Annotated in this window: 23 protein-coding genes; 8 read left to right on the forward strand and 15 right to left on the reverse strand. The window is 64.6% G+C overall.

Annotated elements, in window-relative coordinates; all coding sequences use genetic code 11:
* The first annotated feature begins 66 nt into the window (after positions 1 to 66).
* Positions 67 to 885, forward strand: a complete 819-nt coding sequence (locus HBH1_RS16045) for a uracil-DNA glycosylase family protein (RefSeq protein ID WP_102663648.1) — start codon at positions 67 to 69, stop codon at positions 883 to 885.
* 288 nt (positions 886 to 1,173) lie between these two features.
* Here HBH1_RS16045 and HBH1_RS16050 read toward each other — a convergent pair whose 3' ends face one another.
* Entirely contained in the window at positions 1,174 to 1,512 is a 339-nt protein-coding gene (locus tag HBH1_RS16050; protein ID WP_233207625.1) for a hypothetical protein, read from the reverse strand.
* A 19-nt stretch (positions 1,513 to 1,531) separates the two neighbouring features.
* Between HBH1_RS16050 and HBH1_RS16055 the strand changes: the two genes are divergently transcribed.
* Entirely contained in the window at positions 1,532 to 2,470 is a 939-nt protein-coding gene (locus tag HBH1_RS16055) for a LysR substrate-binding domain-containing protein (protein WP_077236433.1), read from the forward strand.
* A gap of 23 nt (positions 2,471 to 2,493) precedes the next feature.
* Here the strand turns inward: HBH1_RS16055 and HBH1_RS16060 are convergent, their stop codons facing one another.
* From HBH1_RS16060 to HBH1_RS25570, 5 genes are all read right to left on the reverse strand, one after another.
* A complete protein-coding gene (locus HBH1_RS16060) occupies positions 2,494 to 2,811 on the reverse strand; it encodes a putative quinol monooxygenase (protein WP_006712853.1) in 318 nt (105 codons plus the stop codon).
* 139 nt (positions 2,812 to 2,950) lie between these two features.
* Complete coding sequence (locus HBH1_RS16065; protein ID WP_102663551.1) at positions 2,951 to 3,883, reverse strand: metal ABC transporter substrate-binding protein; 933 nt, start codon at positions 3,881 to 3,883, stop codon at positions 2,951 to 2,953.
* 31 nt (positions 3,884 to 3,914) lie between these two features.
* On the reverse strand, positions 3,915 to 4,799 hold the full coding sequence (locus HBH1_RS16070; RefSeq protein WP_077236430.1) for a metal ABC transporter permease: 885 nt from the start codon (positions 4,797 to 4,799) through the stop codon (positions 3,915 to 3,917).
* A complete protein-coding gene (locus tag HBH1_RS16075) occupies positions 4,796 to 5,647 on the reverse strand; it encodes a metal ABC transporter ATP-binding protein (protein WP_102663552.1) in 852 nt (283 codons plus the stop codon). Before HBH1_RS16075 ends, HBH1_RS16070 begins: the two co-directional genes overlap by 4 nt.
* A gap of 1 nt (position 5,648) precedes the next feature.
* On the reverse strand, positions 5,649 to 5,780 hold the full coding sequence (locus tag HBH1_RS25570) for a hypothetical protein (RefSeq protein WP_255411892.1): 132 nt from the start codon (positions 5,778 to 5,780) through the stop codon (positions 5,649 to 5,651).
* A gap of 272 nt (positions 5,781 to 6,052) precedes the next feature.
* On the opposite strand from HBH1_RS25570, the gene HBH1_RS16080 reads away from it, so the two are divergent.
* The 6 genes from HBH1_RS16080 to HBH1_RS24965 all read left to right on the forward strand — a co-directional run bounded on the left by HBH1_RS16080 (position 6,053) and on the right by HBH1_RS24965 (position 10,463).
* On the forward strand, positions 6,053 to 6,637 hold the full coding sequence (locus HBH1_RS16080; protein WP_102663553.1) for a DUF2796 domain-containing protein: 585 nt from the start codon (positions 6,053 to 6,055) through the stop codon (positions 6,635 to 6,637).
* A gap of 113 nt (positions 6,638 to 6,750) precedes the next feature.
* On the forward strand, positions 6,751 to 7,485 hold the full coding sequence (locus HBH1_RS16085; protein ID WP_102663554.1) for an ABC transporter ATP-binding protein: 735 nt from the start codon (positions 6,751 to 6,753) through the stop codon (positions 7,483 to 7,485).
* The gene (locus HBH1_RS16090) at positions 7,482 to 8,759 is read left to right on the forward strand and encodes an ABC transporter permease (RefSeq protein WP_077236425.1); all 1,278 of its coding nucleotides are present in this window, start codon (positions 7,482 to 7,484) and stop codon (positions 8,757 to 8,759) included. The genes HBH1_RS16085 and HBH1_RS16090 overlap by 4 nt, the downstream gene beginning before the upstream one ends.
* Positions 8,760 to 8,774: 15 nt before the next feature.
* Positions 8,775 to 9,554 carry a DUF3299 domain-containing protein gene (locus HBH1_RS16095; RefSeq protein WP_102663555.1) on the forward strand — a complete coding sequence of 260 codons (780 nt, stop codon included), beginning with the start codon at positions 8,775 to 8,777 and terminating at the stop codon, positions 9,552 to 9,554.
* A 227-nt stretch (positions 9,555 to 9,781) separates the two neighbouring features.
* Positions 9,782 to 10,183 (forward strand): hypothetical protein, encoded by a 402-nt coding sequence (locus tag HBH1_RS24960; protein ID WP_146012868.1) that lies wholly within the window; start codon positions 9,782 to 9,784, stop codon positions 10,181 to 10,183.
* 16 nt (positions 10,184 to 10,199) lie between these two features.
* Entirely contained in the window at positions 10,200 to 10,463 is a 264-nt protein-coding gene (locus HBH1_RS24965) for a hypothetical protein (RefSeq protein ID WP_146012869.1), read from the forward strand.
* Between the two features lie 576 nt (positions 10,464 to 11,039).
* On the opposite strand, the gene HBH1_RS16100 is transcribed toward HBH1_RS24965, so the two are convergent.
* The 9 genes from HBH1_RS16100 to HBH1_RS16145 all read right to left on the reverse strand — a co-directional run bounded on the left by HBH1_RS16100 (position 11,040) and on the right by HBH1_RS16145 (position 21,090).
* On the reverse strand, positions 11,040 to 11,708 hold the full coding sequence (locus HBH1_RS16100; RefSeq protein ID WP_077236423.1) for a DUF2026 family protein: 669 nt from the start codon (positions 11,706 to 11,708) through the stop codon (positions 11,040 to 11,042).
* A gap of 464 nt (positions 11,709 to 12,172) precedes the next feature.
* Entirely contained in the window at positions 12,173 to 12,481 is a 309-nt protein-coding gene (locus HBH1_RS16110; protein ID WP_102663557.1) for a hypothetical protein, read from the reverse strand.
* A 505-nt stretch (positions 12,482 to 12,986) separates the two neighbouring features.
* Positions 12,987 to 14,186 (reverse strand): M20 aminoacylase family protein, encoded by a 1,200-nt coding sequence (locus tag HBH1_RS16115; RefSeq protein ID WP_102663558.1) that lies wholly within the window; start codon positions 14,184 to 14,186, stop codon positions 12,987 to 12,989.
* The gene (locus HBH1_RS16120) at positions 14,183 to 15,604 is read right to left on the reverse strand and encodes a M20 family metallopeptidase (protein ID WP_102663559.1); all 1,422 of its coding nucleotides are present in this window, start codon (positions 15,602 to 15,604) and stop codon (positions 14,183 to 14,185) included. The genes HBH1_RS16115 and HBH1_RS16120 overlap by 4 nt, the downstream gene beginning before the upstream one ends.
* A 64-nt stretch (positions 15,605 to 15,668) precedes the next feature.
* Positions 15,669 to 16,517, reverse strand: coding sequence for an ATP-binding cassette domain-containing protein (locus HBH1_RS16125; RefSeq protein WP_102663560.1), 849 nt, complete (start codon positions 16,515 to 16,517; stop codon positions 15,669 to 15,671).
* Complete coding sequence (locus HBH1_RS16130) at positions 16,514 to 17,527, reverse strand: ABC transporter ATP-binding protein (protein WP_077236418.1); 1,014 nt, start codon at positions 17,525 to 17,527, stop codon at positions 16,514 to 16,516. The genes HBH1_RS16125 and HBH1_RS16130 overlap by 4 nt, the downstream gene beginning before the upstream one ends.
* Before the next feature lie 19 nt (positions 17,528 to 17,546).
* Positions 17,547 to 18,491 carry an ABC transporter permease gene (locus HBH1_RS16135; protein ID WP_233207626.1) on the reverse strand — a complete coding sequence of 315 codons (945 nt, stop codon included), beginning with the start codon at positions 18,489 to 18,491 and terminating at the stop codon, positions 17,547 to 17,549.
* Between the two features lie 16 nt (positions 18,492 to 18,507).
* On the reverse strand, positions 18,508 to 19,425 hold the full coding sequence (locus HBH1_RS16140) for an ABC transporter permease (RefSeq protein ID WP_006464245.1): 918 nt from the start codon (positions 19,423 to 19,425) through the stop codon (positions 18,508 to 18,510).
* A gap of 126 nt (positions 19,426 to 19,551) precedes the next feature.
* On the reverse strand, positions 19,552 to 21,090 hold the full coding sequence (locus HBH1_RS16145; protein WP_102663561.1) for an ABC transporter substrate-binding protein: 1,539 nt from the start codon (positions 21,088 to 21,090) through the stop codon (positions 19,552 to 19,554).
* Positions 21,091 to 21,344 lie beyond the last annotated feature (254 nt).

The following is a 21,344-nucleotide window of genomic DNA, read 5'->3' on the forward strand; positions in this document are numbered from 1 at the left end:
GGCCTGGCGATCAGGCGGTATACAATGCCGCCACTTTATCGCTACGGCCGTCTGCCTTTCCCGCCCATGTCTACCGCCACTCTCGCCGCCACACCCTTCCCCGCCCTGCCCGCCGCACTGCTGGACCTGATCCGCAGCGCCCACCCTTCCTGGCACCCGGCCTTGCGCGCCGGGCTGGAGGCGATCCAGCGGGCCGATCCGGCCTACCTGGGCGTCCTCGCCCAGGATGACTACCTGCCCACCGAAGGGCGACTCTTCGCCGCCTTCCGCCAACCCATGGACCAGGTGCGCTACGTGCTGGTGGGCGAAGGCCCCTACCCGCGCGCGGCCAGCGCCACCGGGGTGTGCTTCATGGATGGGGCGGTGGGGTCGCTGTGGTCGGACAAGGGCTTGTCCAAGCAGGTCAATCGCGCCACCTCGCTGCGCAATTTCATGAAGATGCTGCTGGTGGCCGATGGCCGCGTGCCGGCCGGCCAGACCAGTGGCGACGCGCTCGCCGGCATTGCCGTCCAGGCCCAGGCCGATACTGCCGGCACCATCCAGACCCTGGCCGACCTGCAGGACAACCTGACGGCGCACGGCTTCCTGCTGCTCAATGCCAGCCTGGTCTTCCGCGCCCATGTGGCGCCGGTGAAGGACGCCCGGGCCTGGAAACCCTTCTTCGATACCGTGCTGCGCGCCCTGGCCGAGCATGGCGCACAACAGGCGACGCCCCTGCCCACCCTCGTCCTGTGGGGCAGGATCGCCGAACAGCTGGACAGCCTGCCGCTGGTGCAGTCCTTCCCCCGTGCCGTGGCTGAACATCCCTATAACCTCAGCTTCATCGAACACAGCGGCATGCAGCAGCTGTTCGGTGCCATGCGGCTGCTGGAGAAGCGCCCGTAAAAGGCAGACGTCAATCCGGGTGCCGTAAACGACAAATCCCCGCTAATGGCGGGGACAGGTTCTGCGGCGCTGGACTGCCTGCATCGCGGCTGCGATGCTGCTGGGGGGTGCGATGCTACTGGGCTGCGGCTGGTGCCGCCTTCGGTTCCGACCATACGGAACCGGTCTCTTCTTTTTTCTTCAGGCGCATCGGGCCTGGTGCTGCAGGTACTGCTGACATCTACCGGTATTTCAACTTGCGCGTCGCGCCGGAATGCGGCCGACCTACCGTCGATAGTCGAAGTCGGTTCAGATCTGCGATTGCAGCTTCCACACGGCGTGCAGATGGCTGTGATCCAGTTGACGCAGACGGACTTCCATTTCGAAGTGATCGGTCACGCCGTCGAAATAGGCGGCATCCTGCATCTCGGCAGCATCGTTGCGCACAGGCTTGAGGGCGTGGGCGGCGATGACTTGCTGAACGGCAAACTTCACCAGCTCGACCAGCGAGCGCAAATTGTTAGAAAAACCGGCATCTTTTGCCAATATACTCACGGAGTTCATTGCAACTTCCTTCTGTTTAACGTTTGGGTGATTGAAGAATAAGGTCGCCCCTGGCGTTTGCAAAGCAACATTTTCCGACACCACTATAAGTTTTTCTTACATCATGTCGTCTTCCCTGCCCCCGTTGAAAGCCCTCAAAGTGTTCGAAGCGGCAGTCCGGACGCGGAGTCTGACGCTGGCGGCCCATGAACTTTTCATCACCCATAGCGCGGTCAGCCAGCAGATCAAGTCACTGGAAGAGTATTTCGAACAGCCGTTGTTTTTACGCCAGTCGCGTGGTGTGGAACCCACAGAAGCGGCCCTGGCCTTCTATGCCGAGGTCAAGGCCAGTCTGGACCGGATCGCACTTGCAGCGGAGCAACTGTCACTGGCCGGCAAGAGCCGCGTGGTACGCCTGATCGCCGCGCCCTCGGTGGCCATGCGCTGGCTGATCCCGCGCCTGTCGCAGTTCCAGATCGACAACCCGCGCATCGAGGTAAGGGTGACCACGACCATGTCGGAGTATTTCGAGGATGTGAAGGATCCGTTCGACGTGATCCTCTGGCGCAGTCCGCTGGAACGCAGCGGCTATGAATGTGTGCGCTTCCTGGATGACGTCTCGGTGCCGCTGGCCTCGCCGCACTTCCTGGAAACGCACAAGATCACGGTGCCACGGGACCTGGTGGAGGTGCCGCTGATCCACCTCTCCAGTCGCTCGGCGGCCTGGTCGCAGTGGCTGGGCAAGGCCGGCGTGGCGGTGCGGCGCAAGATGCCGGGCACCGTCTATGAACACTTCTTCCTGAGCCTGCAGGCCGCGGCCACCGATCTGGGCGTGGCCATGGGGACCTTGGCGCTGGTGGACGACGACCTCGCCCACGGCCGGCTGATCCAGCTGTTCCCGGAGGTGGTCCTGCATGGGGAGGGCTTCCACATGATGTATCGCAGCAGCGCCGAGACCAACCCGGCGCTCAAGACCTTCATCATGTGGTTGAAGCAGATGGGACAGGCGTCCGCCTTCGATGCCCAGCGCACCTGGCCGGCGGACTTCCCCGGCGAGCACTGAGGCGGCGCCGGGGCCGGGCCGCTTCAGTCAGCCGACTTGAGCACGTGCACCTTGCGGTCGGCGATCAGGTCCTTGGACTTGTCGCGGTAATCCAGCATGTGCGGCAGGGTGAAGTGCAGGCGCAGGGCATCCTCGTCCTTCCACTTCTCGACGAAGGCGAAGGTATCCGGCCCCATCGGCGCCTGGTTCGGGCCAAAACCGTCGACATCCACCACCAGACCGTATTCGATGCAGCCGGCTTCGGCGCGCACGGCGGCCAGGTTGGCGCGGGCCAGGGCCAGCAGGTCTTCACGCTTGCCGGGCTTGGCAGTGATGATGGCGACGACGGTAACGGTGCTCATGCGGGGATTCTCCTGATGTTGTTGATGGACATGCCGCCAGCCTGGCGGCGCGGGCCATCAGCATACGCGATTTGGACGCCGCCTGCCCTTTCGGGAGGGAGACGGTGACCGGCACCCGCTTCAGGCCTCAGGTCAGGCCTCAGTTCAGACGAATCTTTTCCAGCAACTGCGTGATGTTGTAGCGCATGAGCGTCAGATAATCCGGCGCGGGGCCGGCAGCCGGCGAGAGCGCATCGGCGTAGAGCTTGCCGCCCGGGGCGGTGCCGGATTCGCGGGCGATCTGCTGCAGCAGCTTGGGATTGCTCATGTTCTCGAAGAACAGGGCCTTGATCTTTTCGTTGCGGATCTGGCGGATCAGGGCGGCGACATCGCGGGCGCTGGGCTCGCTATCGGTGGACACGCCCTGGGCTGCCAGGAAGCGTACCTTGTAGCGGGCGCCGAAGTATTCGAAGGCATCGTGCGAGGTAATCACCTTGCGCTTGGCGTCAGGAATCTGGCCGAACTGGCGGGCCGCCCAGGCGTCCAGGTCCTGCAGCCTGGCGACGTAGGCCTCGCCGTTCTTGCGATAGACCTCGGCGCCGGCCGGGTCCAGCTTGGCCAGCGCGGCGACGATGTTGCGGGTATAGACGATCACGTTCAGCGGGTCCTGCCAGGCGTGCGGATCGTCCTTGCCGTGGTGCGCATGCGCGCCGCCGTGATCATGCTCGTCCTCGTCCTCCCCCAAGCGTTCGCGGGCCTTGATCCCGGCCGAGGCCACCACGATGGGGCCGCGATAGTTGGCCGATTGCGCCAGGCGCTCCATCCAGCCTTCGAAACCCAGGCCGTTGACCACGATCAGTCGGGCACGCGAGACCGCCTTGATGTCGTCCGGCGCCGGCTGGAAGACGTGGGCGTCTTCATCCGGTCCCACCAGGGTGGAGACGCTGATGCGATCCCCGCCGACGTTGGCGACGATGTCGCCCAGGATGCTGAAGCTGGCCAGCACCGGAATGCGCTCGGCGGCGACGGCCGGCAGGGTCAGCGCCAGGGCCAGCACGGCCAGCAGCGCAGAGAGGGGACGAAACAGTTTCATGGTAGCTCCGGGGAAGGAAAAACGAAGGGTTTCAAGCCTGCAGGTGCGGCCGGCGCAGCAGGCGCGGCAGCCAGCCACGGGGCGCAAACAGCAGCGAGGCGGCGTACAGCACGCCGGCACAGACGATGATGACCGGCCCGGACGGCACCGAGGCGTAGTAGGAAATGAGCAGCCCGGCATACCCCGCCAGCGCCGCCTGCAGCACGCTGTTGCACAGCTGTGCCGGCAGCGTGTCGTGCCACAGCCGGGCCGACACCGCCGGCAGCATCATCAGCCCCACGGCCATCAGGGTCCCCAGGGTCTGGAACGACGCCACCAGGTTCATCACCACCAGCATCAGGAACACCTGCTGGTAGATCGCCCCGCCACTGCGGCTGCCCACGGCCATGTAGGAGGGATCGAAACTCTCCAGCAACAGGCCGCGATACAGGGCGGCAATGCCCAGCACGCTGGCGCTGGCCACGCCGGCGATGAGGACCAGACCTTCACTGTCCACGCCCAGCACATTGCCGAAGAGGATGTGCAGCAGATCGAGCTGGGTGCCGTGGCGCGAGATCAGGATCACGCCCAGCGCCAGTGCCACCACATAGATGGCGGCCAGGCTGGCATCTTCCTTGAGCTCGGTGTGCCGGCTGATCCAGCCGGCCACCGCCACCACCAGCACGCCGGCAGCAAACCCGCCGATCGACAGGGCCGGCAGCGACAGGCCGAAGAAGATGAAACCCACCGCCACCCCCGGCAGCACGGCATGGCTCAGGGCCTCGCCGAACAGGCTCATGCGGCGCAGGGTCAGCAGCACGCCCAGCGGGGCGCTGCCCAGGGCCAGCGCGAAGGCCGCCACCAGCGCACGGCGCATGAAGGAAAATTCCTGGAACGGCGCAATCGCCAGTTGCTGGACGGTCGTCAGCACGCTCATTGCAGGCCTCCCTTGGCGACGGCGGGATGCGGATGCTGCGCCTGCCCGTGCGAATGGGAATGGCTATGTTCATGCGCCGGCCGCAATGCGCCGGACAACGCCAGCACCTCGGCCTCGCTGACTGCACACACGCCGGCATGCTCGTCGACCGCTTCGGCCATGGCACGAGCACGCTGCAGGTTGTCTTCGCACATCACCTCGGCCGTCTCGCCCCAGGCCACCACATTGCGCGCCAGCAGCAGGGTCTGCGGGAAGGCACGACGCACCTGGTCGTGGTCGTGCAGCACCGCGATCACGGTACGACGTTCCGCATGCCAGGCCGAGATGATGCGCAACAGGTCGCCGGTAGTACGGGCATCGATGGCATTGAAGGGTTCGTCCAGCAGGATCACCTCGGCATCCTGCAGCAGGATGCGGGCGAACAGCACGCGCTGGAACTGCCCCACCGACAGGCTCGACACCGCCCGCCCGGCAAAACCGTCCAGCCCGACGGCGGCCAGTGCCTGGATGGCGCGGGCGCGCATGGCGGCATCGATACCGCCCCAGTTGCCCTTGGCCTGCCAGTAACCCAGCAGCACGCAATCCAGCACATTGATGGGGAAGCTGCGGTCGATCTCGGCCTGCTGCGGCAGGTAGGCGATGCGGCGCGCATCGACATGGGTATGGACCCGGCCGTCGTTGCAGGGCACCAGGCCTAGCATGCTCTTGAGCAAGGTGCTCTTGCCGGCGCCATTGGGGCCGACGATGGCGGTCAGCGAACCGCGTGCGAAACTGCCGTTGACGTGGTGCAAGGCCGGATGGCGGCGATAGCTGACGGTCAGGTTGTCCAGCGAGATGGCGGCATCCATGTCAGCCCTCCCCCAGCGCCCAGTGCACGCCCAGCCACAACAGCAGCAGCACCGGCAGGACTGCGATCACACGCTGCCACCAGGGGCTGGCGAGCACGCCTTGCTTCAAGAGAAAACGAGAGAAAACCGACACGGCAGAAACCTGAGAAGAATGAAGGGTACCCGGGCAGACCGCAGCGGCGGCCAGCGGCCGCACCTGCGGATGCCCCTTGCGCAACCGAGTTGCAGAAACAGGGAAAGGACGCATTATAATGCAACCCTGTTGCAGAATGTAACAAGCCTGAATTTTCGGTCCCGGCCGGGTCACAATGCGGGCTAGCTGCTGTGCTCCAATGCTGTGCTCCGAGAGCCATAGACGGTCTACCGTCATCCCATCCACCCAAGATACGTACACGAAAGCCACCCATGTTCCGTTCCCGTCCCCTGCTGCCCTTGCTCCTCCTGTCCCTGGCCAGCCTGCCTGCGCTGGCGGCCGACGATGCGCACGACCATCATGGCAACCATCCGGCGCACGTGCATGGCGTGGGCAAGCTGGACCTGGCGCTGGAGGGCAACACCCTGACCCTGCACCTGGATACCCCGCTGATCAACGTGGTCGGCTTCGAGCACGCTGCCAACAGCGCACGCGACAAGGACACCGTACGCGCCGCCGCCAAGACCCTGCGCGACGTCGGCCGCCTGTTCGTCACCGATGCCGCGGCCCAGTGCAAGCCGGCCGAAATCCAGCTGGAGTCGGCCGTGCTGCCACCGGCCCTGCTGGGTGAAAAGACCCCGGCCACCGAGTCAACCGCGCCTGCCGACGGCCACGCCGACCTGGATGCCGATTTCACCCTGGTCTGCGCCACCCCCGGCGCGCTCACCACGGTGGACGCCAGTGGCCTGTTTGCCGCCTTCCCCGGTTTCCAGCGCATCGACGTGCAGTTGGCCACCCCCAAGAAGCAGGGGGCCGCGCAACTGGTGCCGGGCACTGCATTGATCCCACTGAACTGAGCCCGCTGCACTGATCCCGGGCCGCCCGGCGCCGTCAGGCCCCTGACAGCCGCAGCGGCTATCCTTGGCGATCCGTCCCGCGCGGGTCGCCTTTCCTGTCCTTCCGGTTGGTCATGAATTTTTCCGCTCCCCCTTCCCCGGCCGCCACCATCGCCATACGGGCACTCCGCTTCACCTGGCCCGGCCAGGATCACCCGGCCCTGGCGCTGGAATCGCTGCAGGTGGCGGCCGGCGAACATGTCTTCGTCAGCGGTCCCAGCGGCAGCGGCAAGAGCACCCTATTGGCCGCCATCGGCGGCATCATCGTGCCCCAGGCCGGGCAGATCGATGTGCTGGGACAGCCCCTGCACACGCTCTCGGCGGCGCGCCGCGACCGTTTCCGGGTGGACCACATCGGTTTCATCTTCCAGCAGTTCAACCTGCTGCCGTATCTCTCCATCATCGACAACGTGCTGTTGCCCTGCCAGTTCTCGGCCTACCGCAAGGAGCGTGCTCGCCAGCAGGGGGCCGACCTGACCACGGTGGCGCAGGGCCTGCTGGTGGCCCTGGACCTGGCGCCGGCGCTCTGGAAGCGTCCCGTGACCCAGCTCTCCATCGGCCAGCAGCAGCGGGTGGCGGCAGCGCGTTCGTTGATCGGACGGCCCGAGATCATCGTCGCCGATGAACCCACCTCGGCCCTGGACAGCGATCGCCAGCAAGCCTTCCTCGACCTGCTGCAACGCGAATGCGCGCAGAGCGGTGCGGCACTGGTGTTCGTCAGCCACGACCAGCGCCTGGCCGAGCGCTTCGACCGCCGCATCGCGCTGGAACAGATCAATCACGCCGCCCGTCCCGAGGAGGCCGCATGAAGCTGCTGCTGCGCCTGGCCGCCCACAGCGCCTGGAACCGCCGGTTCACGCTGGGCCTGATGCTCTTGGCCATCGCCCTGTCCACCACCATGCTGCTGGGCATCGAACGGGTGCGCCACGAAGTGCGGGCCGGGTTCTCGCAATCGGTATCCGGCACCGACCTGGTGGTGGGCGCCCGCACCAGCCCGATCCAGTTGATGCTGTATGCCATCTTCCGCATCGGCGGAGCCACCAACAACATGGGCTGGGACAGCGCGCTCACGCTGGCGCGCAATCCGGCCGTGGCCTGGACCATTCCGATCTCGCTGGGAGACTCGCACCGTGGCTTCCCGGTGCTGGCCACCAATGGCGACTACTTCAGGCATTTCCGCTACGGCAGCGGCTTGCCCCTGAAGCTGGCCCAGGGCCAGCCTTTCAGCGGCGTCTTCGATGCCGTGCTGGGCGCCGAGGTCGCCGAGAAGCTTCACTACCAGCTGGGCGATGTGATCATCCTGTCGCACGGCATGGGCAGTGTCGGCGGCCGCAGCCTGACCCAGCATGCGGACAAGCCGTTCAAGGTGGTCGGCATCCTGGCGCGCACCGGCACGCCGGTGGACCGCACGGTGCATATCGGGCTGGACGGCATGCAGGCCATCCACCTCGACTGGGAAGGCGGCGCGCCCATGCCGGGGCTGCACATCCCGGCCGAATTCGTCAAGAAATTCGACCTCACCCCCACCAGCATCACCGCCGTGCTGGTGGGCCTGAAGAGCCGCGCCCGGGTGTTCGCCCTGCAGCGTGACATTGCCGACGGCGATGGCTTCAGGGAGCCCCTGATGGCGGTCCTGCCGGGCGTGGCGCTGGACCAGTTGTGGGATGTCGTGGGCATTGGCGAAAACGCCTTGCTGGTGGTCTCCGGCATGGTGATGGTGGTGGGACTGGCCGGCCTGGTGGCGGCCATCCTGGCCAGCCTGGGCGAGCGGCGGCGCGAGCTGGCGATCCTGCGCTCGGTCGGGGCGCGCCCGCTGGATGTGTTCCTGCTGCTGTGCGTGGAGGGCCTGGGCGTGATGCTGGCCGGCGTGCTGGCCGGGCTGGTGCTGCTGAGCGCGCTGGTGTGGGGATTGGGACCGCTGCTGGCGGACCACTTCGGCATCCTGCTGCAGCCCTCATGGCCGGGGCCGGGCGAATTACAATTGCTGCTCTGGACCGTGCTGGCCGGCCTCGTGGCCAGCCTGCTGCCGGGCTTGCGGGCGTATCGCCTGAGCCTGTCCGACGGTCTGACCCCGAAAATCTGATCTGGACGCATCAAGATGAAGACTCTTTACTGGATAGGCGGCATCGTCGCCGCCGGCCTGCTGGTCGGTACCGGCGTGCGCCTGCTGGGCCATGCCGACGCCCAGGCAGCTGCGCCGACAACGGCGCCTGCCGCCAACGCCAACAACCACGGCAGCGCAGGCGGCCCGCTGGCCGGCGCGGTGCCGGCGGTCACGGCCCGTGCCGCCACCGGCAGCACCGTCAGCGGCGTGGCGGATGCCGGCAGTGGCCAATACCAGGTCGGCGAACAGCTCAAGCAGAGCCCCGCCGTCACCGACCAGCCCTACCAGGCCTCGGGCAAGCTGGTCAACGGTTACCAGGAAATCGCCTGGGAAGCCCTGATCCCCAAGGACTGGGACCCGATGGCGCCGTTCAAGGGCCTGAAGCTGGACCAGTTGACCGACGACGATCCACGCGCCGATGCGGCCTTGTGGAAGGCCAAGAAATACTGGAAGGACGCCCCGGTGGATGCCTCCATGGAAGGCAAGCCGGTGCGGCTGCCGGGCTTCGTGGTCTCGCTGGACCGCGAAGGCGAGGCGCTCAAGGAATTCCTGCTGGTGCCCTACTTCGGCGCCTGCATCCACGTCCCGCCGCCACCGGCCAACCAGATCATCCACGTGCGCAGCGCCAAGGCCGTCAAGAACGTGCGCACCATGGATGCCGTCTGGATCAGCGGGGTGATCAAGGTGGAGCGCTCCGACTCCTCCATGGGCGCCTCCAGCTACAGCATGAAGGCGGTCAGCGTCGAACCCTATACGGCTCCGGACAAGGGCTGATCACTTTCTCTACCCCGAGGGGTTTATCCCCAGCTTCTCCTCTTCCCCGGCAGGGCCTGCGCCAGGCAGGCCCTTATCCACACTTTCCGGGGGCAAGCTTGTGGACAAGGCTTTGACAAGCCTCCCAAGCCCTTGATGCAAAGCCTTTTCTTTCCCCGCCTTCGCACCGCGCAAGCAATGCGCAAACACCCTGCCCGGATTTCCCAACGCATCGCTGCAGCCGCACCGTGACGGATATCCACATTTTTTGGGAGCAAGCCTGTGGAGAAACGCTGGGCAAGCCAGACAAGCCATTGATTCCAAAGCGCTTTTGTCCAGCGGCGCAAGCAGTGGCAAAAAATGAGCAGCTGCCTGCCGGCCACTTGCCTGGCGCGTGGCATGCAGCTGTCCACATTTTCTGGTGGCAAGCCTGTGGAGAAGGTCTTGACAAGCCATTCAAGCGATTGATTTCAAACAACTTTTCGTTGATGCAACAAAGCTCGGCAAAGGCCTGGAAACCGACCAGAATCCTCTACCGGAGGCACATTCCCAGGATCGGGAAGCGGCTTTTCACCGGTCTTTGGCGGATATCCACATTTTTTGGGAGCAAGCCTGTGGACAATGCCTTGGCAACACGATCAAGTCCCTGATTTACAAGGATTTTTCATGTTCGACGCAGTCCGTGGCAGCGAACAGGCATCGGGCGCCAGGCCAGATGGGGCCTGGCTTTTGGCGAGATATCCCCGCATTTTGGTGGCAAGCCTGTGGACAAGGGCTGGACAAGCGACTCAACACATTGATTCGAAAGGATTTTCTTGTTTCGACCACAATAAAATCAGCATCGACCGCTTAGCCGGCGCCGGACGGATATCCACATGTTTTGGTGGCAAGCCTGTGGACAAGCGCTTAGCAAGCGATGCAAGTGATTGAAAGCAAAGGGAAAACAGCGGGAGTGCAAGCGGTGGGCAGCGGGAAGGATCAGGCAGGATGGTCACGGGCCAGGGCCGCCAGCAAAACCGGCCAAAGAGGGGGCGACGCACCCCGCGCCGCGCACCGTCAGGCTAGCGCCCGGCGGGAAGGGAGGACCGCGGCTTCCAACACGTGTGCGTACTGCCGGGTTACGACGCCACTGTCCGGCATGGGCGTGAAGCTTGAAGCAAGGGAATCCGGCTGCCCGGCAGAAAAAAGCCTGCGATGCGCTCGCATCGCAGGCAAAACATCTGCACAGGTACAGAGGAGACAGGCGGCAGTCTAGCCAGCCCGTATGACCGTGCAATGACAGTGGAAGAAATGTGAAGGAAAAGGCGGAACGCGCGCGGCCAGAACAAGGTGATGGGAAGGGAGCACTGTCATCAAGCCGTCACATCAGCGACCTAATATAGGAACCCTAGTGCGGTACATGCAACCGATATGCATGATCGTACGGTGTGTTGGACGCCTGTCCAGCACACCCTCCCCTCGGAGGCATTCGCCTCATCCCGTCCCTGTAAAAAACAACGATGCGTCTTACCAGACGCCGTCGATACGCGTAGCTTGCAGCTTGATGCGCGAGACTTCGCCATCGGCGCCCTGCAGGGCCAGATCGTCCGGCATCGCCTTGGGCGGCTTGCGGAACCATTCCAGACAGAGTTGCGACAGATTGGTCAGGGCTTTCTTGGCCATGAACTGCTGCAGCAGTTCGCGCGTGAGTTCCAGATTGGGGGCCAGGTGGAAGTCACCGGCTTGCGCCAGCCCTTGCACGCTCTCGCGCATGCGCCCGAGGTCCTTCTGGAACATCTGGCGCGGCACCGGCAGCGGATGGCCGGCCGACGCCAGCAGTTCCTGGAACAGCGGCGCCATGAAGTCGATGGCATAGCCGTCGCACTGCACCCAGGCGTGGAACGCATCGTGGGTGCTGGCCACGCTCTGGCCGTCGTCGGCCAGCGTGCCGAAGGACAAGGCGCCGCCACCGTCCTCGCGGATCAGATAGAAGGCGGCACCGGCGACCGGAAAGGCATTGCGCTTGTAGAACTTCTTGAGGATCTGCGCCGCGGTGACGCTGAAGAAGAAACTGGCGGCCGGGATATCGGCTTCCACGCTGTGCAGCACGGAATGGATGACGCGGAAGATGCGTTGGTAATCGGCCAGGGGAATCAATGGGCGCAGGGACTGCGCGGAGGAGGATGAGCTTTGCATGGGCGCTATTTTCTCATGGAAAAGAACGGGCAAGCCGCTAGGCCGCTTCACGCAAACGCCGCACTGCACGTCTGCGTCGCGTGACGCGCGCTTTGGAACAAAAGCGGCTGCACGACTTGCCGTTCCACCCTCAAGAGATATTTGCTGCTACTGCCGTACTACTACTGCCACTACTACTGCCACTGCAACTGCTACAACAACTGCGACTGCGACGACACCGACCACTGCAACTGCTACGACAACTGCAACCGCGTTACAACCTTGGCTCATGCTCGCTGCTGCCTGCTGCTCACTGCTACTGCGGAAACTGCCGATACTGCCGTATTGCCTTGTTGCAGGCACTACCCCTAGAACCTGCAACGCTACTGCTTCACTGCTTTACTGCTCCACTACTCCCCCACCTGCAACATCCCCACCTGCTACTCCCCCTCTTTACCGCTCCCCTCCAGATTCCCCTCAGGCATTCAGTCAGGCTTCTTCTGCTCCGGCATGAAGCAGGTGCAATCCACATCGTGATACTGGGCGCAATGCTGCAACGAAGGCCGGGTCAGGCCGTTGTTGAACATCGAGCGTTCATCCCGTTCCACGGCCGCGTAGCGCATGGCGTTGGCCAGCGGCAGACGGTTCTCGGCCAGTTCATCGAGCGATACTTCCAGGCTGCCCCACTCGCGGTCGGTCCTCACGAAGAGGTACATCAACACGGTGCAGAACACCAGGTAACTGATGAACATCAGGGTGATTTCACCCGGTACGGATTCGGTGATGAAGTGCATGACTGGCTCCTGGCAAGATACTTCGGCGAGGTCTTGCGTGCCAATCACGACTCCACTGTGATGCCGGGAGTCCGAAGCACAGACCGCGTTTCATTGGTTCCCATGGTAGTCATCCGGCCGGGCGTCGAACATCGGGGAATTCCTGACCCCGCCACACTGCCTGATCCAGCTCAACAGTAGGCGGGCGCTGGGCTGGCGGGGCGCGAGAGGGATCTCGCAGGGGCAGCGGCAATCACGCGGCAGTCACGGCTGAGTTACGTTCCCGCGCAAATCCTCGTCGCGACAACGATAGGTGCACCGGGGAAACATGCAAAAAAAGAAACCCGCCAGGCTTGCGCGTGGCGGGTTCAGGCTCGAATTGTCCAAGTCCAGGACGTCTGAGGAGACGCACTCACTGTAACGGCGCGCCGTGGCGGCGGCAACGAAGCATTCGTCATGCGCTTATGCACTGCCGGAATATGCGCCGCAGAGCAGCGCCCGTCATCAACGTGCCATCAATGTGGCATCAGCCCGGCTTGACCGGCATCCAGCGCTCTACCAGCCGGGTCCAGTAGGCCGCGCCGACGGGGATGTTGTCGTCGTTGAAATCGTAGCCGGCATTGTGCAGCATGGGCTTGCCCTGGCCATTGCCCACGCGCAGGAAGCAGCCTGGCCGCTGCTGCAGGAAGTAGGCGAAGTCTTCGCTGCCGGCAATCGGTCCGAAGGGGGCGATCACCTTCTCCGGCCCCACCAGTTCCTCGGCCACGCTGCGGGCGAAGTCGGTCTCGGCCTCGCTGTTGACCAGCACCGGATAGCCGCGCAGATACTCGATGCTGGCCTGCGCGCCATAGCTCTCGGCGTGGGTGCTGACCAGGGCGCGGATGCGTTGCTCCAGCAGCTCGCGCACTTCCGGCTTGAATGAGCGCACGCTCAGTTCCAGGGTGGCAAATTCGGGAATCACGTTGGATGCCTTGCCCGCATGCAGGCTGCCTACCGTGACCACGGCAGTTTCCATCGGATCGACATTGCGCGAGACGACGGTCTGCAAGGCCATCACCAGGCTGGCCGCGGCCACCACCGGATCGACCGACAGATGCGGGCGGGCCGCATGGCTGCCCCGGCCGGTGATGCGGATCTTGACCGTATCGCAGGCCGCCATGAAGGGGCCGCTGCGGAACATGAAGGTGCCGGTCTCCACGCCCGGATGATTGTGGATGCCGAACACGGCATCGCAGGGGAAGCGTTCGAACAGGCCATCAGCCAGCATCTTCTGGGCGCCGCTGTCGAAGCCGGCTTCTTCCGCCGGCTGGAAGATCAGGTTCAGGGTGCCGTCGAAATGGCGGGTGCGTGCCAGGTGCTTGGCCGCGCCCAGCAGCATGGCGGTGTGGCCGTCATGGCCGCAGGCATGCATGGCGCCGGGCTTGACGCTGGCCCAGTCCAGACCGGTCTCTTCCTGAATCGGCAGGGCATCCATGTCGGCCCGCAGGCCGATGCTGCGCGTGCTGCTGCCTGCGCGCAGGGTCGCCACCAGGCCGTTGCCACCGATATGGCGGGTCACGGCATAGCCCCATTCCTGCAGGCGATCGGCCACCAGTGCGGCGGTATCGACTTCCTGGAAAGACAGCTCGGGATGCTGGTGGATATGGCGGCGCAGGCCGGTGATTTCGTCGTGGAGGTCGTGCAGGTCGGCGACCTCGCACAGCTTGTGCGGGTGGGGGTGATTCATGTCTTCTCCGGTGATGGGGCGCGTCGCGCCAGCACTTGCCGGCCCTGCTCGGCCAGGTCCCAGAAGAGACCCGCCATCAGTTGCAGCGACTCGCGCGACACGCTGGCCAGTATATGCTCGTTGGGCGCGTGCTGTGAGCAGGCCGGATAGGAGTGCGGCACCCACAGGGTCGGCAGGCCCAGGGTTTCGGAGAACACGTCATTGGGCAGCGAGCCGCCCAGGTTGGGCAGGAGCGTGGGCTGCTTGCCGCTGGTCTCCTGCATCGAGGCCAGGCCCCAGCGCACCCATTCGTCGTTCGGGTCGAGCCGGGTGGCGGCGAACTGCACGCCCGAAAGCGTGACCTCGATGTCGTCATAGCCATGCTCGTCCAGATGCGCGCGGATGTGCTCGATGAAGTGCGCATCGTCGCTGCCGACCACGAAGCGGATCTGGCAGTGCGCGCTGGCCTGACCGGGAATGGCATTGACCGGTGCCTCGGGATTGCCGGTCTTGAAGGCCAGCACTTCCAGCGTATTCCAGCCGAACACGCGCTCGGCCGGGGTCAGGTCGGGCTCGCCCCAGTCTTCGTCGATCTCGGGGTCGGTCGGACCGCCACCCAGCTTCACATCGGCGAGGGCCTTGCGCACGCTGGCCGGCAGCGAATCCGGCAACAGCGCCGGCACGCGGATGCAGCCGTGCTCGTCCACCAGGCAGGCAATCGCATTGGCCAGGCGCACGCCGGGGTTGCGCAACAAGCCGCCCCAGTTGCCGGAGTGGTGGCCACCGTCGCGCAGGTGGCACTTCAGGTCGAAGTTGCAGCCGCCGCGCGAACCCAGGAACATGGTCGGCGTCGGTGCATTCACACGCGGCCCGTCGGAGGCGATGAAGAGGTCGGCCTTCAGGCGCTCGGCATATTGCTGGCAGACCGCGTTCAGTCCGGGGGAGCCGGTTTCCTCGCCCATTTCCAGGATCAGCTTGACGTTGTAGCCCAACTTGCCGCCACGCACCTTCATGACCTCTTCCAGCGCGGCAAAGTTGATGGTGTGCTGGGCCTTGTTGTCGGCGATGCCGCGCCCATACCAGCGCTCACCCTCGACCACGATCTCCCACGGCGACAGGCCGCTGCGCCACTGCTTGTCGTAACCGCGCACCACGTCGCCATGACCGTAGGTCAGCAGGGTGAAGGCGGCGCCCTCCTCCGTGCGCTCGGCGATCAGGAAGGGGCTGCCGCCGGGCAGCGGATTGTCGATGATCTCGCAGCCAAAGCCCAGCGACTGCAGATAGGGCGTGATCTCCTGCTGCAGGTAGTCGTACAGGATGGGACGGCTGGCCGGTTCCTGGCTCTCGGTGCGGATGGCCACGCGGCGCTTGAGCGTGTCCATGAAACGGCCGTCGTCGAAGTAGGCTTCCACGCCGGCGATGGCTTGTGCTCTGCTCATGCTGCTGCTCCTCTGTAGGTGTGGTTGTGATCGTTTTGATCGTTTTGATTCGTGGGATACGTCCTCACGCCGCCGCAGCCAGTGCCGGGATGCCGAGTCCCGGTTCGGGCGTAAGCGCCGAGGCCAGCAGCATGCGGGTGTAGGGATGTTGCGGATCGCTGAAGATCTGCTCGCGGCTCTGCAGTTCGACGATGCAGCCCTGGTTCATCACCGCCACCCGGTCCACCAGATGCTCCACCACGCCCAGGTCATGGCTGATGAAGAGATAGGTGAGACCGAACTCGGCCTTCAGGTCCAGCAACAGGTTCAGGATCTGCGCCTGCACCGACACATCCAGGGCCGAGGTCGGCTCGTCGCAGATGAGGATGTCCGGCCGCAGGATCAGGGCGCGGGCAATCGCCACGCGCTGGCGCTGGCCGCCGGAGAGCTGGTTGGGATACTGGGCATGGGTGCGCTCGGGCATGCCGACCAGGTCGAGGATGTCCTTGACCTGGCGGGCGCGTTCGGCAGCGGTGCCGATGCCGTGCAGCTTGAGCGGCAGGCCGACGATCTCGCCCACGGTCTTGCGCGGGTTGAGCGAGGAATACGGATCCTGGAAGATCGGCTGGATATGCCGCGCATGTTCCTTGCGCTGGGTCGGATCGACTTCCTGGCCGTTGATGAGCACGTTGCCCGAGGTCGGTGCCAGCAGGCCCAGCAGCATCTTGGCCAGGGTGCTCTTGCCGCAGCCGGATTCACCGACCAGGCCCAGGGTCTCGCCGCGATACAGCCGTAGCGACACATCGTTGACCGCTTTCAGTTGGCCTGGCGGCTGGAACAGACCGCGCTTCAAAGGATAGACCTTGGACAGCGCGCACAGCTCCAGGGCGATGTCACCCAGCGGGGCCGACGGCAGGGGACGATGGTCATTCATGCTGCCACCTCCATGGCGGACGCGATTGAAACGGGAACATCGAGCTTGTGACAGCGCGCCGCGTGCGGTGCGGCCGCACTGCCCTGCTGCACCATGGGCGGATCGGTCTCGCAGACGCTATCGGCCAGCGCGCAGCGATTGCGGAAGGCACAGCCACTGACCTGGCCGACCAGGCTGGGCACCACGCCGGGAATGGCCTGCAGGCGGCTGCCCGGCGGCGTCTTGCCGCGTACCGGGATGCAATTGAGCAGCCCCCGCGTGTAGGGATGACGCGGCTGCGCAAACAGCGAGCCGACATCGGTGGTCTCCACCACCTGGCCGGCATACATCACCGCCACCCGGTCGGCGATGCGCGAGACCACGCCCAGGTCGTGGGTGATGAAGATGACGGCCGTGCCGAACTCCTGCTGCAGCTCGCGGATCATGCGCAGGATCTGCGCCTGGATGGTCACATCCAGCGCCGTCGTCGGCTCATCGGCGATGATCAGATCGGGATTGCACATCAGCGACATGGCGATCATCACCCGCTGCCGCAGGCCGCCGGAGAGCTGGTGCGGATACTGGCGCAACCGGTCCTCGGCATTGGTGATGCCGGTGCGATGCAACAGGTACAGGGCGCGCTCGCGGGCCTCGGCGCGGGTGACGCCGGGCTGCTGCAGCATGGCCTCACAGAGCTGGTTACCCAGCGTGTAGGCGGGGTTCAGCGAGGTCATCGGCTCCTGGAAGATCATGGACATGCGCTTGCCGCGCAACTGCCGCAACTGCTTCTCGCTCATGCCGTTGAGGTCCATGCCATCGAAGCGGATGTGGTCGGCGCTGCACTGTGCCTTGCGCGGCAGCAGCCCCATCAGGGCCAGCGAGGTCATGGACTTGCCGCAGCCCGATTCGCCGACCAGGCACAGCATCTCGCCCCGGCGCACCTGGAAATCGATGCCGCGCACGGCGTGCAGCGTGCCGCGCTCGGTGGGCAGGTCCACCTTCAGATTCTTCACGTCCAGCAATACGCTCATGGTGTGCTCCCGGTGGGATTCAGTTACGGCCGTCGGGCGCGTTGACATCGCGCATGCCATCGCCGACCAGGTTGATGGCCAGCACCAGCAGTGCCAGCGCCACGCCCGGGATGACGATTACCCACGGCTTGAAGAACATGTAGGTCTTGCCCTCGGCCACCATCAGGCCCCAGGACGGCGTCGGTGGTTGCACACCCAGGCCGAGGAAGGACAGCGTGGCCTCCAGCAGGATGGCGTGGGCCATTTCCAGCGTGACCACCACGATCAGCGCGCCCATGATGTTGGGCAGGATTTCGCGCAGCAGGATGTAGGGCGTGGAGGCGCCGATAGCCTTGGCGGCGGCGATGAATTCGGCGTCCCGCAGTTGCTGCGTGGCCGAGCGCGTGACCACCGCGAAACGGTCCCACAGCAGCAGCCCCAGCAGCAGGATCACCACCTTCAGCGAACCGCCCACCAGCGAGGCCATCGCCAGCGCCACCAACACCACCGGCATGGCCAGGCGGGTGGTGATGAGGTAGCTGATGAAGGCATCGGTACGACCGCCGAAGTAACCGGCCAGCACCCCCAGGGTGGTACCGATCAGGCCCGAGATGAGGGCGGCGGCGATGCCGATGGTCAGCGACACGCGGGCGCCGTAGATCAGGCGCGAGAGATAGTCACGGCCCAGCTTGTCGGTACCGAGGATGTGTTCCCAGCTACCCTGGGCCTGCCATACCGGCGGGATCAGGCGCGCCGTCACATCCTGGTCGAAGGGATCGTGCGGCGCCAGCAGGGGCGCGAAGATCGCCGCCAGCACGATCACGGCCAGGATGGCGGTGCCCAGCATCAGGCCGCGATGGCCGAGCAGGCGGCGCAGCTTGCGGCGCCAGGCCGGCAGCGGCGGCAATGCCGCCTGCAGCAGGGGCGTGGACGAGGTGGATGGCGTGGAAGGCATGGTGACGGTGGTACTGGAAGTGGCGGTCATGTCGGCTCCCATGGGCTCAACGGGTACGGATGCGCGGATCGAGCAGCGCATTGATGACATCGGCCAGGAAGGTCAGGCCGATGTAGAACATGGCGATGATCAGCACCACCGCCTGCACCACCGGATAGTCATTGCGGGAGATGGCGTCCCAGGCCAGCTGGCCCAGGCCCTGCATGGAATAGACCGACTCGATCACCACCGAGCCGCCCAGCATGAAGCCCAGTTCTACCGCCGCCAATGCCACCACCGGGATGACCGCATTGCGCAACGCATGCTTGAACACCACCCGCGACTTGGACAGGCCCTTGGCGCGGGCGGTGCGGATGTAGTCTGAGCCCAGCACTTCCAGCATGCCCGAGCGCGTCAGGCGCATCATCGCCGGCATGGCGTAGTAACCCAGCGCCACCGCTGGCAGGACGAAGTGCTGCCAGCTCTCGTTGCCGGCCACCGGCAGCCAGTGCAGCGTGACGGCAAAGATCAGGATCAGTGTCAGCCCGAACCAGAAGCTGGGCATGGCCTGCCCGACCACGGCAATCATCAGCGCCACGCGGTCCAGCCAGGTATCGCGATAGATGGCCGCCAGCACGCCCAGCGGAATGGCGGTGAGAATGGCCAGCAGCAAGGCACTGCCACCCAGCTTGAAGGTGATCGGCAGGCGTTCGGCGATCATCTCCATGACCTGCCCCTGGAAGTAGAAGGACTTGCCGAAGTCCAGCTGCACCGCACGACCGAGCCAGTCCGCATATTGCGTGGTGAGCGGACGGTCCAGACCGAACTGGGTGCGTACCGATTCGACCTGGGCGGCCGTGGCCTCCGGCCCAGCGATGGAGACCGCCAGGTCACCCGACATGTGCAGCAGGGAAAAACTGACGACGGATACCGTCAGCGCCACGCACAGGGCGATGGCCAGGCGGCGCAGGATGTAGATCAACATGGCGACCCTTCCTTGAAGATTATTGCGTGATTCATCCAACACCCATCACCTACCGTTCGCACTGAGCAGGCCCCAGGGGCCGTATAAGGCGCTCAGGACGAACGGTAACCTGGACGACTGCCAGACTTACTTCCAGGAAGCCTCGTAGAAACGCGGCAGCTCATCCGGGTAACCCTGGAAATTGAGCTGGGCGTTGTAGGCGTAGAAGGTCGAATAGGAGAACATCGGCGCCACGTAGGCCTGCTTGGAAATCAGTTCCTGGGCCTTGGTGTAGTTGGCCTTGCGCACTGCCGGATCGATCGAGGTATCGGCGGTCTGCAGGAACTGCTGCAGTTGCGGGTCCTTGGTGATGTCATCGGCGCCGCCCTTGAAGTAGACACCGGCGAAGGCCGAGGTATCGTTCATCGAGAACGAGCCCCAGGAGTAGAAGCTCATCGGCGTCTTGCCGCTGCGGTACTCGGTCTGCAGGGCGGCAAACTTCATGTAGTGCAGGCGAGCGCGGATGCCGACCTTGCGCAGGTCACCGATGATGGCTTCGGCCACTTCGCGTTCGCGATAGGCATAGATGTCGGTATCGAAGCCGTTCGGGTAGCCGGCCGCCGCCAGCAGTTCCTTGGCCTTGGTCGGGTTGTAGTCAAACTTGATGGCGGCATTGCTGTCGCAACCGAACTGGGTGCGGAAGCAGGCCGTATAGACCGGCTGGCTGCCGCCGCGCATCAGGTTCTCGGCATAGCCCTTGCGATTGATCGCATGGTTGACCGCCTGGCGCACGCGCACATCCTTGAACGGCGAATTGGGGGCCGAGGTACCGGTGGTGTCGAGGGTGATGAAACCGACCCGCATGGTCTCGCCGCTCTGCACCGCCAGCTTGGGATTGGTCTTGAGCGAATCGGCCTGGTCCGGCGGCACGCGCCAGATCCAGTCGATGGCGCCGGTCATCAGTTGCGCGGCGCGGGTTTCCGGATCGGGGATCACCACGAACTTGATGTTGCCGATCGAAGGCTGGCCCTGCGGGCTATCCTTGAAATACGAGGTGTTCTTGACAAGGGTCACGCCCTGCCCCGGGGTGACACTGGTGACCTTGTAGGGACCGGTGCCGATGGGCGCCTTGGAAAAGCCTTCCAGGCCGACCTTCTTGAAGTAGGCGGCGGGATAGATCGGCAGCGGGCCGGCCAGGTATTCCAGCGCCGCCGGGAAGGGTCCCTTCAGGTTGATGCGCACCTTGTAGTCGCCCAGCTTGTCGACGCTCTTGATCCAGTCGGTGTTCTGGCGGGTGACGGCCTTGGATTCGGGCGAGACCGCATAGTTGAAGGTGAACACGACATCGTCGGCTGTGAACTTGTCGCCGTTCTGGAATTGCACGCCCTGGCGCAGGTCCAGCACCAGGGCCGTGGGCGATTCCCACTTCCAGGCGGTGGCCAGTTGCGGCTTGTATTCGTTGGTCTTGGGATCGCGATAGACCAGCGTGTCCCAGATCAGGTGGGCCAGGATCACGCCTTCACGCAGATTGTTGTGATACTGGCTGATGTTTTCGACTTCGCTGTCGGAGGCATAGACCAGGGTGTCGTTGGCCTTGTTGGCATGGGCCGCAAAGGCCGTCATGGCGCCCGCCACCAACACTGCACATCGTGACCAGCCCAGCATGGATTTCTGTAGTGCGTTCATTCCAGCCCCTTCATTCGAATAAGAGAATTGTGAAAAAACAGCGACGTCGAAGGGCATACTAGGCTAGGATTTATCGATGCCGCAATCATCAAATTTCTATGCCTGCGTTCGCAAACCAGCAACGCATAATTTGTGCACCACAATGTACACACCCCTACCAAAGCCGCATCGCTACTGGGCCGGGGCCCTTGGCGCAGGTGCAGCATCGGCGTGTGGAGGAAGGACGAGGGCATTGCACCAAAGGCGTGAGGCGC

The organism is Herbaspirillum sp. BH-1, from assembly GCF_002870055.1.
GTDB classification, from domain to species: domain Bacteria; phylum Pseudomonadota; class Gammaproteobacteria; order Burkholderiales; family Burkholderiaceae_D; genus Herbaspirillum; species Herbaspirillum frisingense.

What these genes read in the sequence shown, in the direction of transcription:
- HBH1_RS16045 (WP_102663648.1), top strand. Translation starts at nt 67, where the DNA reads ATGTCTACCGCCACTCTCGCCGCCACACCCTTCCCCGCCCTGCCCGCC.
- HBH1_RS16055 (WP_077236433.1), top strand. Translation starts at nt 1,532, where the DNA reads ATGTCGTCTTCCCTGCCCCCGTTGAAAGCCCTCAAAGTGTTCGAAGCG.
- HBH1_RS16060 (WP_006712853.1), bottom strand. Translation starts at nt 2,811, where the DNA reads ATGAGCACCGTTACCGTCGTCGCCATCATCACTGCCAAGCCCGGCAAG.
- HBH1_RS16065 (WP_102663551.1), bottom strand. Translation starts at nt 3,883, where the DNA reads ATGAAACTGTTTCGTCCCCTCTCTGCGCTGCTGGCCGTGCTGGCCCTG.
- HBH1_RS16070 (WP_077236430.1), bottom strand. Translation starts at nt 4,799, where the DNA reads ATGAGCGTGCTGACGACCGTCCAGCAACTGGCGATTGCGCCGTTCCAG.
- HBH1_RS16075 (WP_102663552.1), bottom strand. Translation starts at nt 5,647, where the DNA reads ATGGATGCCGCCATCTCGCTGGACAACCTGACCGTCAGCTATCGCCGC.
- HBH1_RS16080 (WP_102663553.1), top strand. Translation starts at nt 6,053, where the DNA reads ATGTTCCGTTCCCGTCCCCTGCTGCCCTTGCTCCTCCTGTCCCTGGCC.
- HBH1_RS16085 (WP_102663554.1), top strand. Translation starts at nt 6,751, where the DNA reads ATGAATTTTTCCGCTCCCCCTTCCCCGGCCGCCACCATCGCCATACGG.
- HBH1_RS16090 (WP_077236425.1), top strand. Translation starts at nt 7,482, where the DNA reads ATGAAGCTGCTGCTGCGCCTGGCCGCCCACAGCGCCTGGAACCGCCGG.
- HBH1_RS16095 (WP_102663555.1), top strand. Translation starts at nt 8,775, where the DNA reads ATGAAGACTCTTTACTGGATAGGCGGCATCGTCGCCGCCGGCCTGCTG.
- HBH1_RS24965 (WP_146012869.1), top strand. Translation starts at nt 10,200, where the DNA reads ATGTTCGACGCAGTCCGTGGCAGCGAACAGGCATCGGGCGCCAGGCCA.
- HBH1_RS16100 (WP_077236423.1), bottom strand. Translation starts at nt 11,708, where the DNA reads ATGCAAAGCTCATCCTCCTCCGCGCAGTCCCTGCGCCCATTGATTCCC.
- HBH1_RS16110 (WP_102663557.1), bottom strand. Translation starts at nt 12,481, where the DNA reads ATGCACTTCATCACCGAATCCGTACCGGGTGAAATCACCCTGATGTTC.
- HBH1_RS16115 (WP_102663558.1), bottom strand. Translation starts at nt 14,186, where the DNA reads ATGAATCACCCCCACCCGCACAAGCTGTGCGAGGTCGCCGACCTGCAC.
- HBH1_RS16120 (WP_102663559.1), bottom strand. Translation starts at nt 15,604, where the DNA reads ATGAGCAGAGCACAAGCCATCGCCGGCGTGGAAGCCTACTTCGACGAC.
- HBH1_RS16125 (WP_102663560.1), bottom strand. Translation starts at nt 16,517, where the DNA reads ATGAATGACCATCGTCCCCTGCCGTCGGCCCCGCTGGGTGACATCGCC.
- HBH1_RS16130 (WP_077236418.1), bottom strand. Translation starts at nt 17,527, where the DNA reads ATGAGCGTATTGCTGGACGTGAAGAATCTGAAGGTGGACCTGCCCACC.
- HBH1_RS16135 (WP_233207626.1), bottom strand. Translation starts at nt 18,491, where the DNA reads ATGACCGCCACTTCCAGTACCACCGTCACCATGCCTTCCACGCCATCC.
- HBH1_RS16140 (WP_006464245.1), bottom strand. Translation starts at nt 19,425, where the DNA reads ATGTTGATCTACATCCTGCGCCGCCTGGCCATCGCCCTGTGCGTGGCG.
- HBH1_RS16145 (WP_102663561.1), bottom strand. Translation starts at nt 21,090, where the DNA reads ATGAACGCACTACAGAAATCCATGCTGGGCTGGTCACGATGTGCAGTG.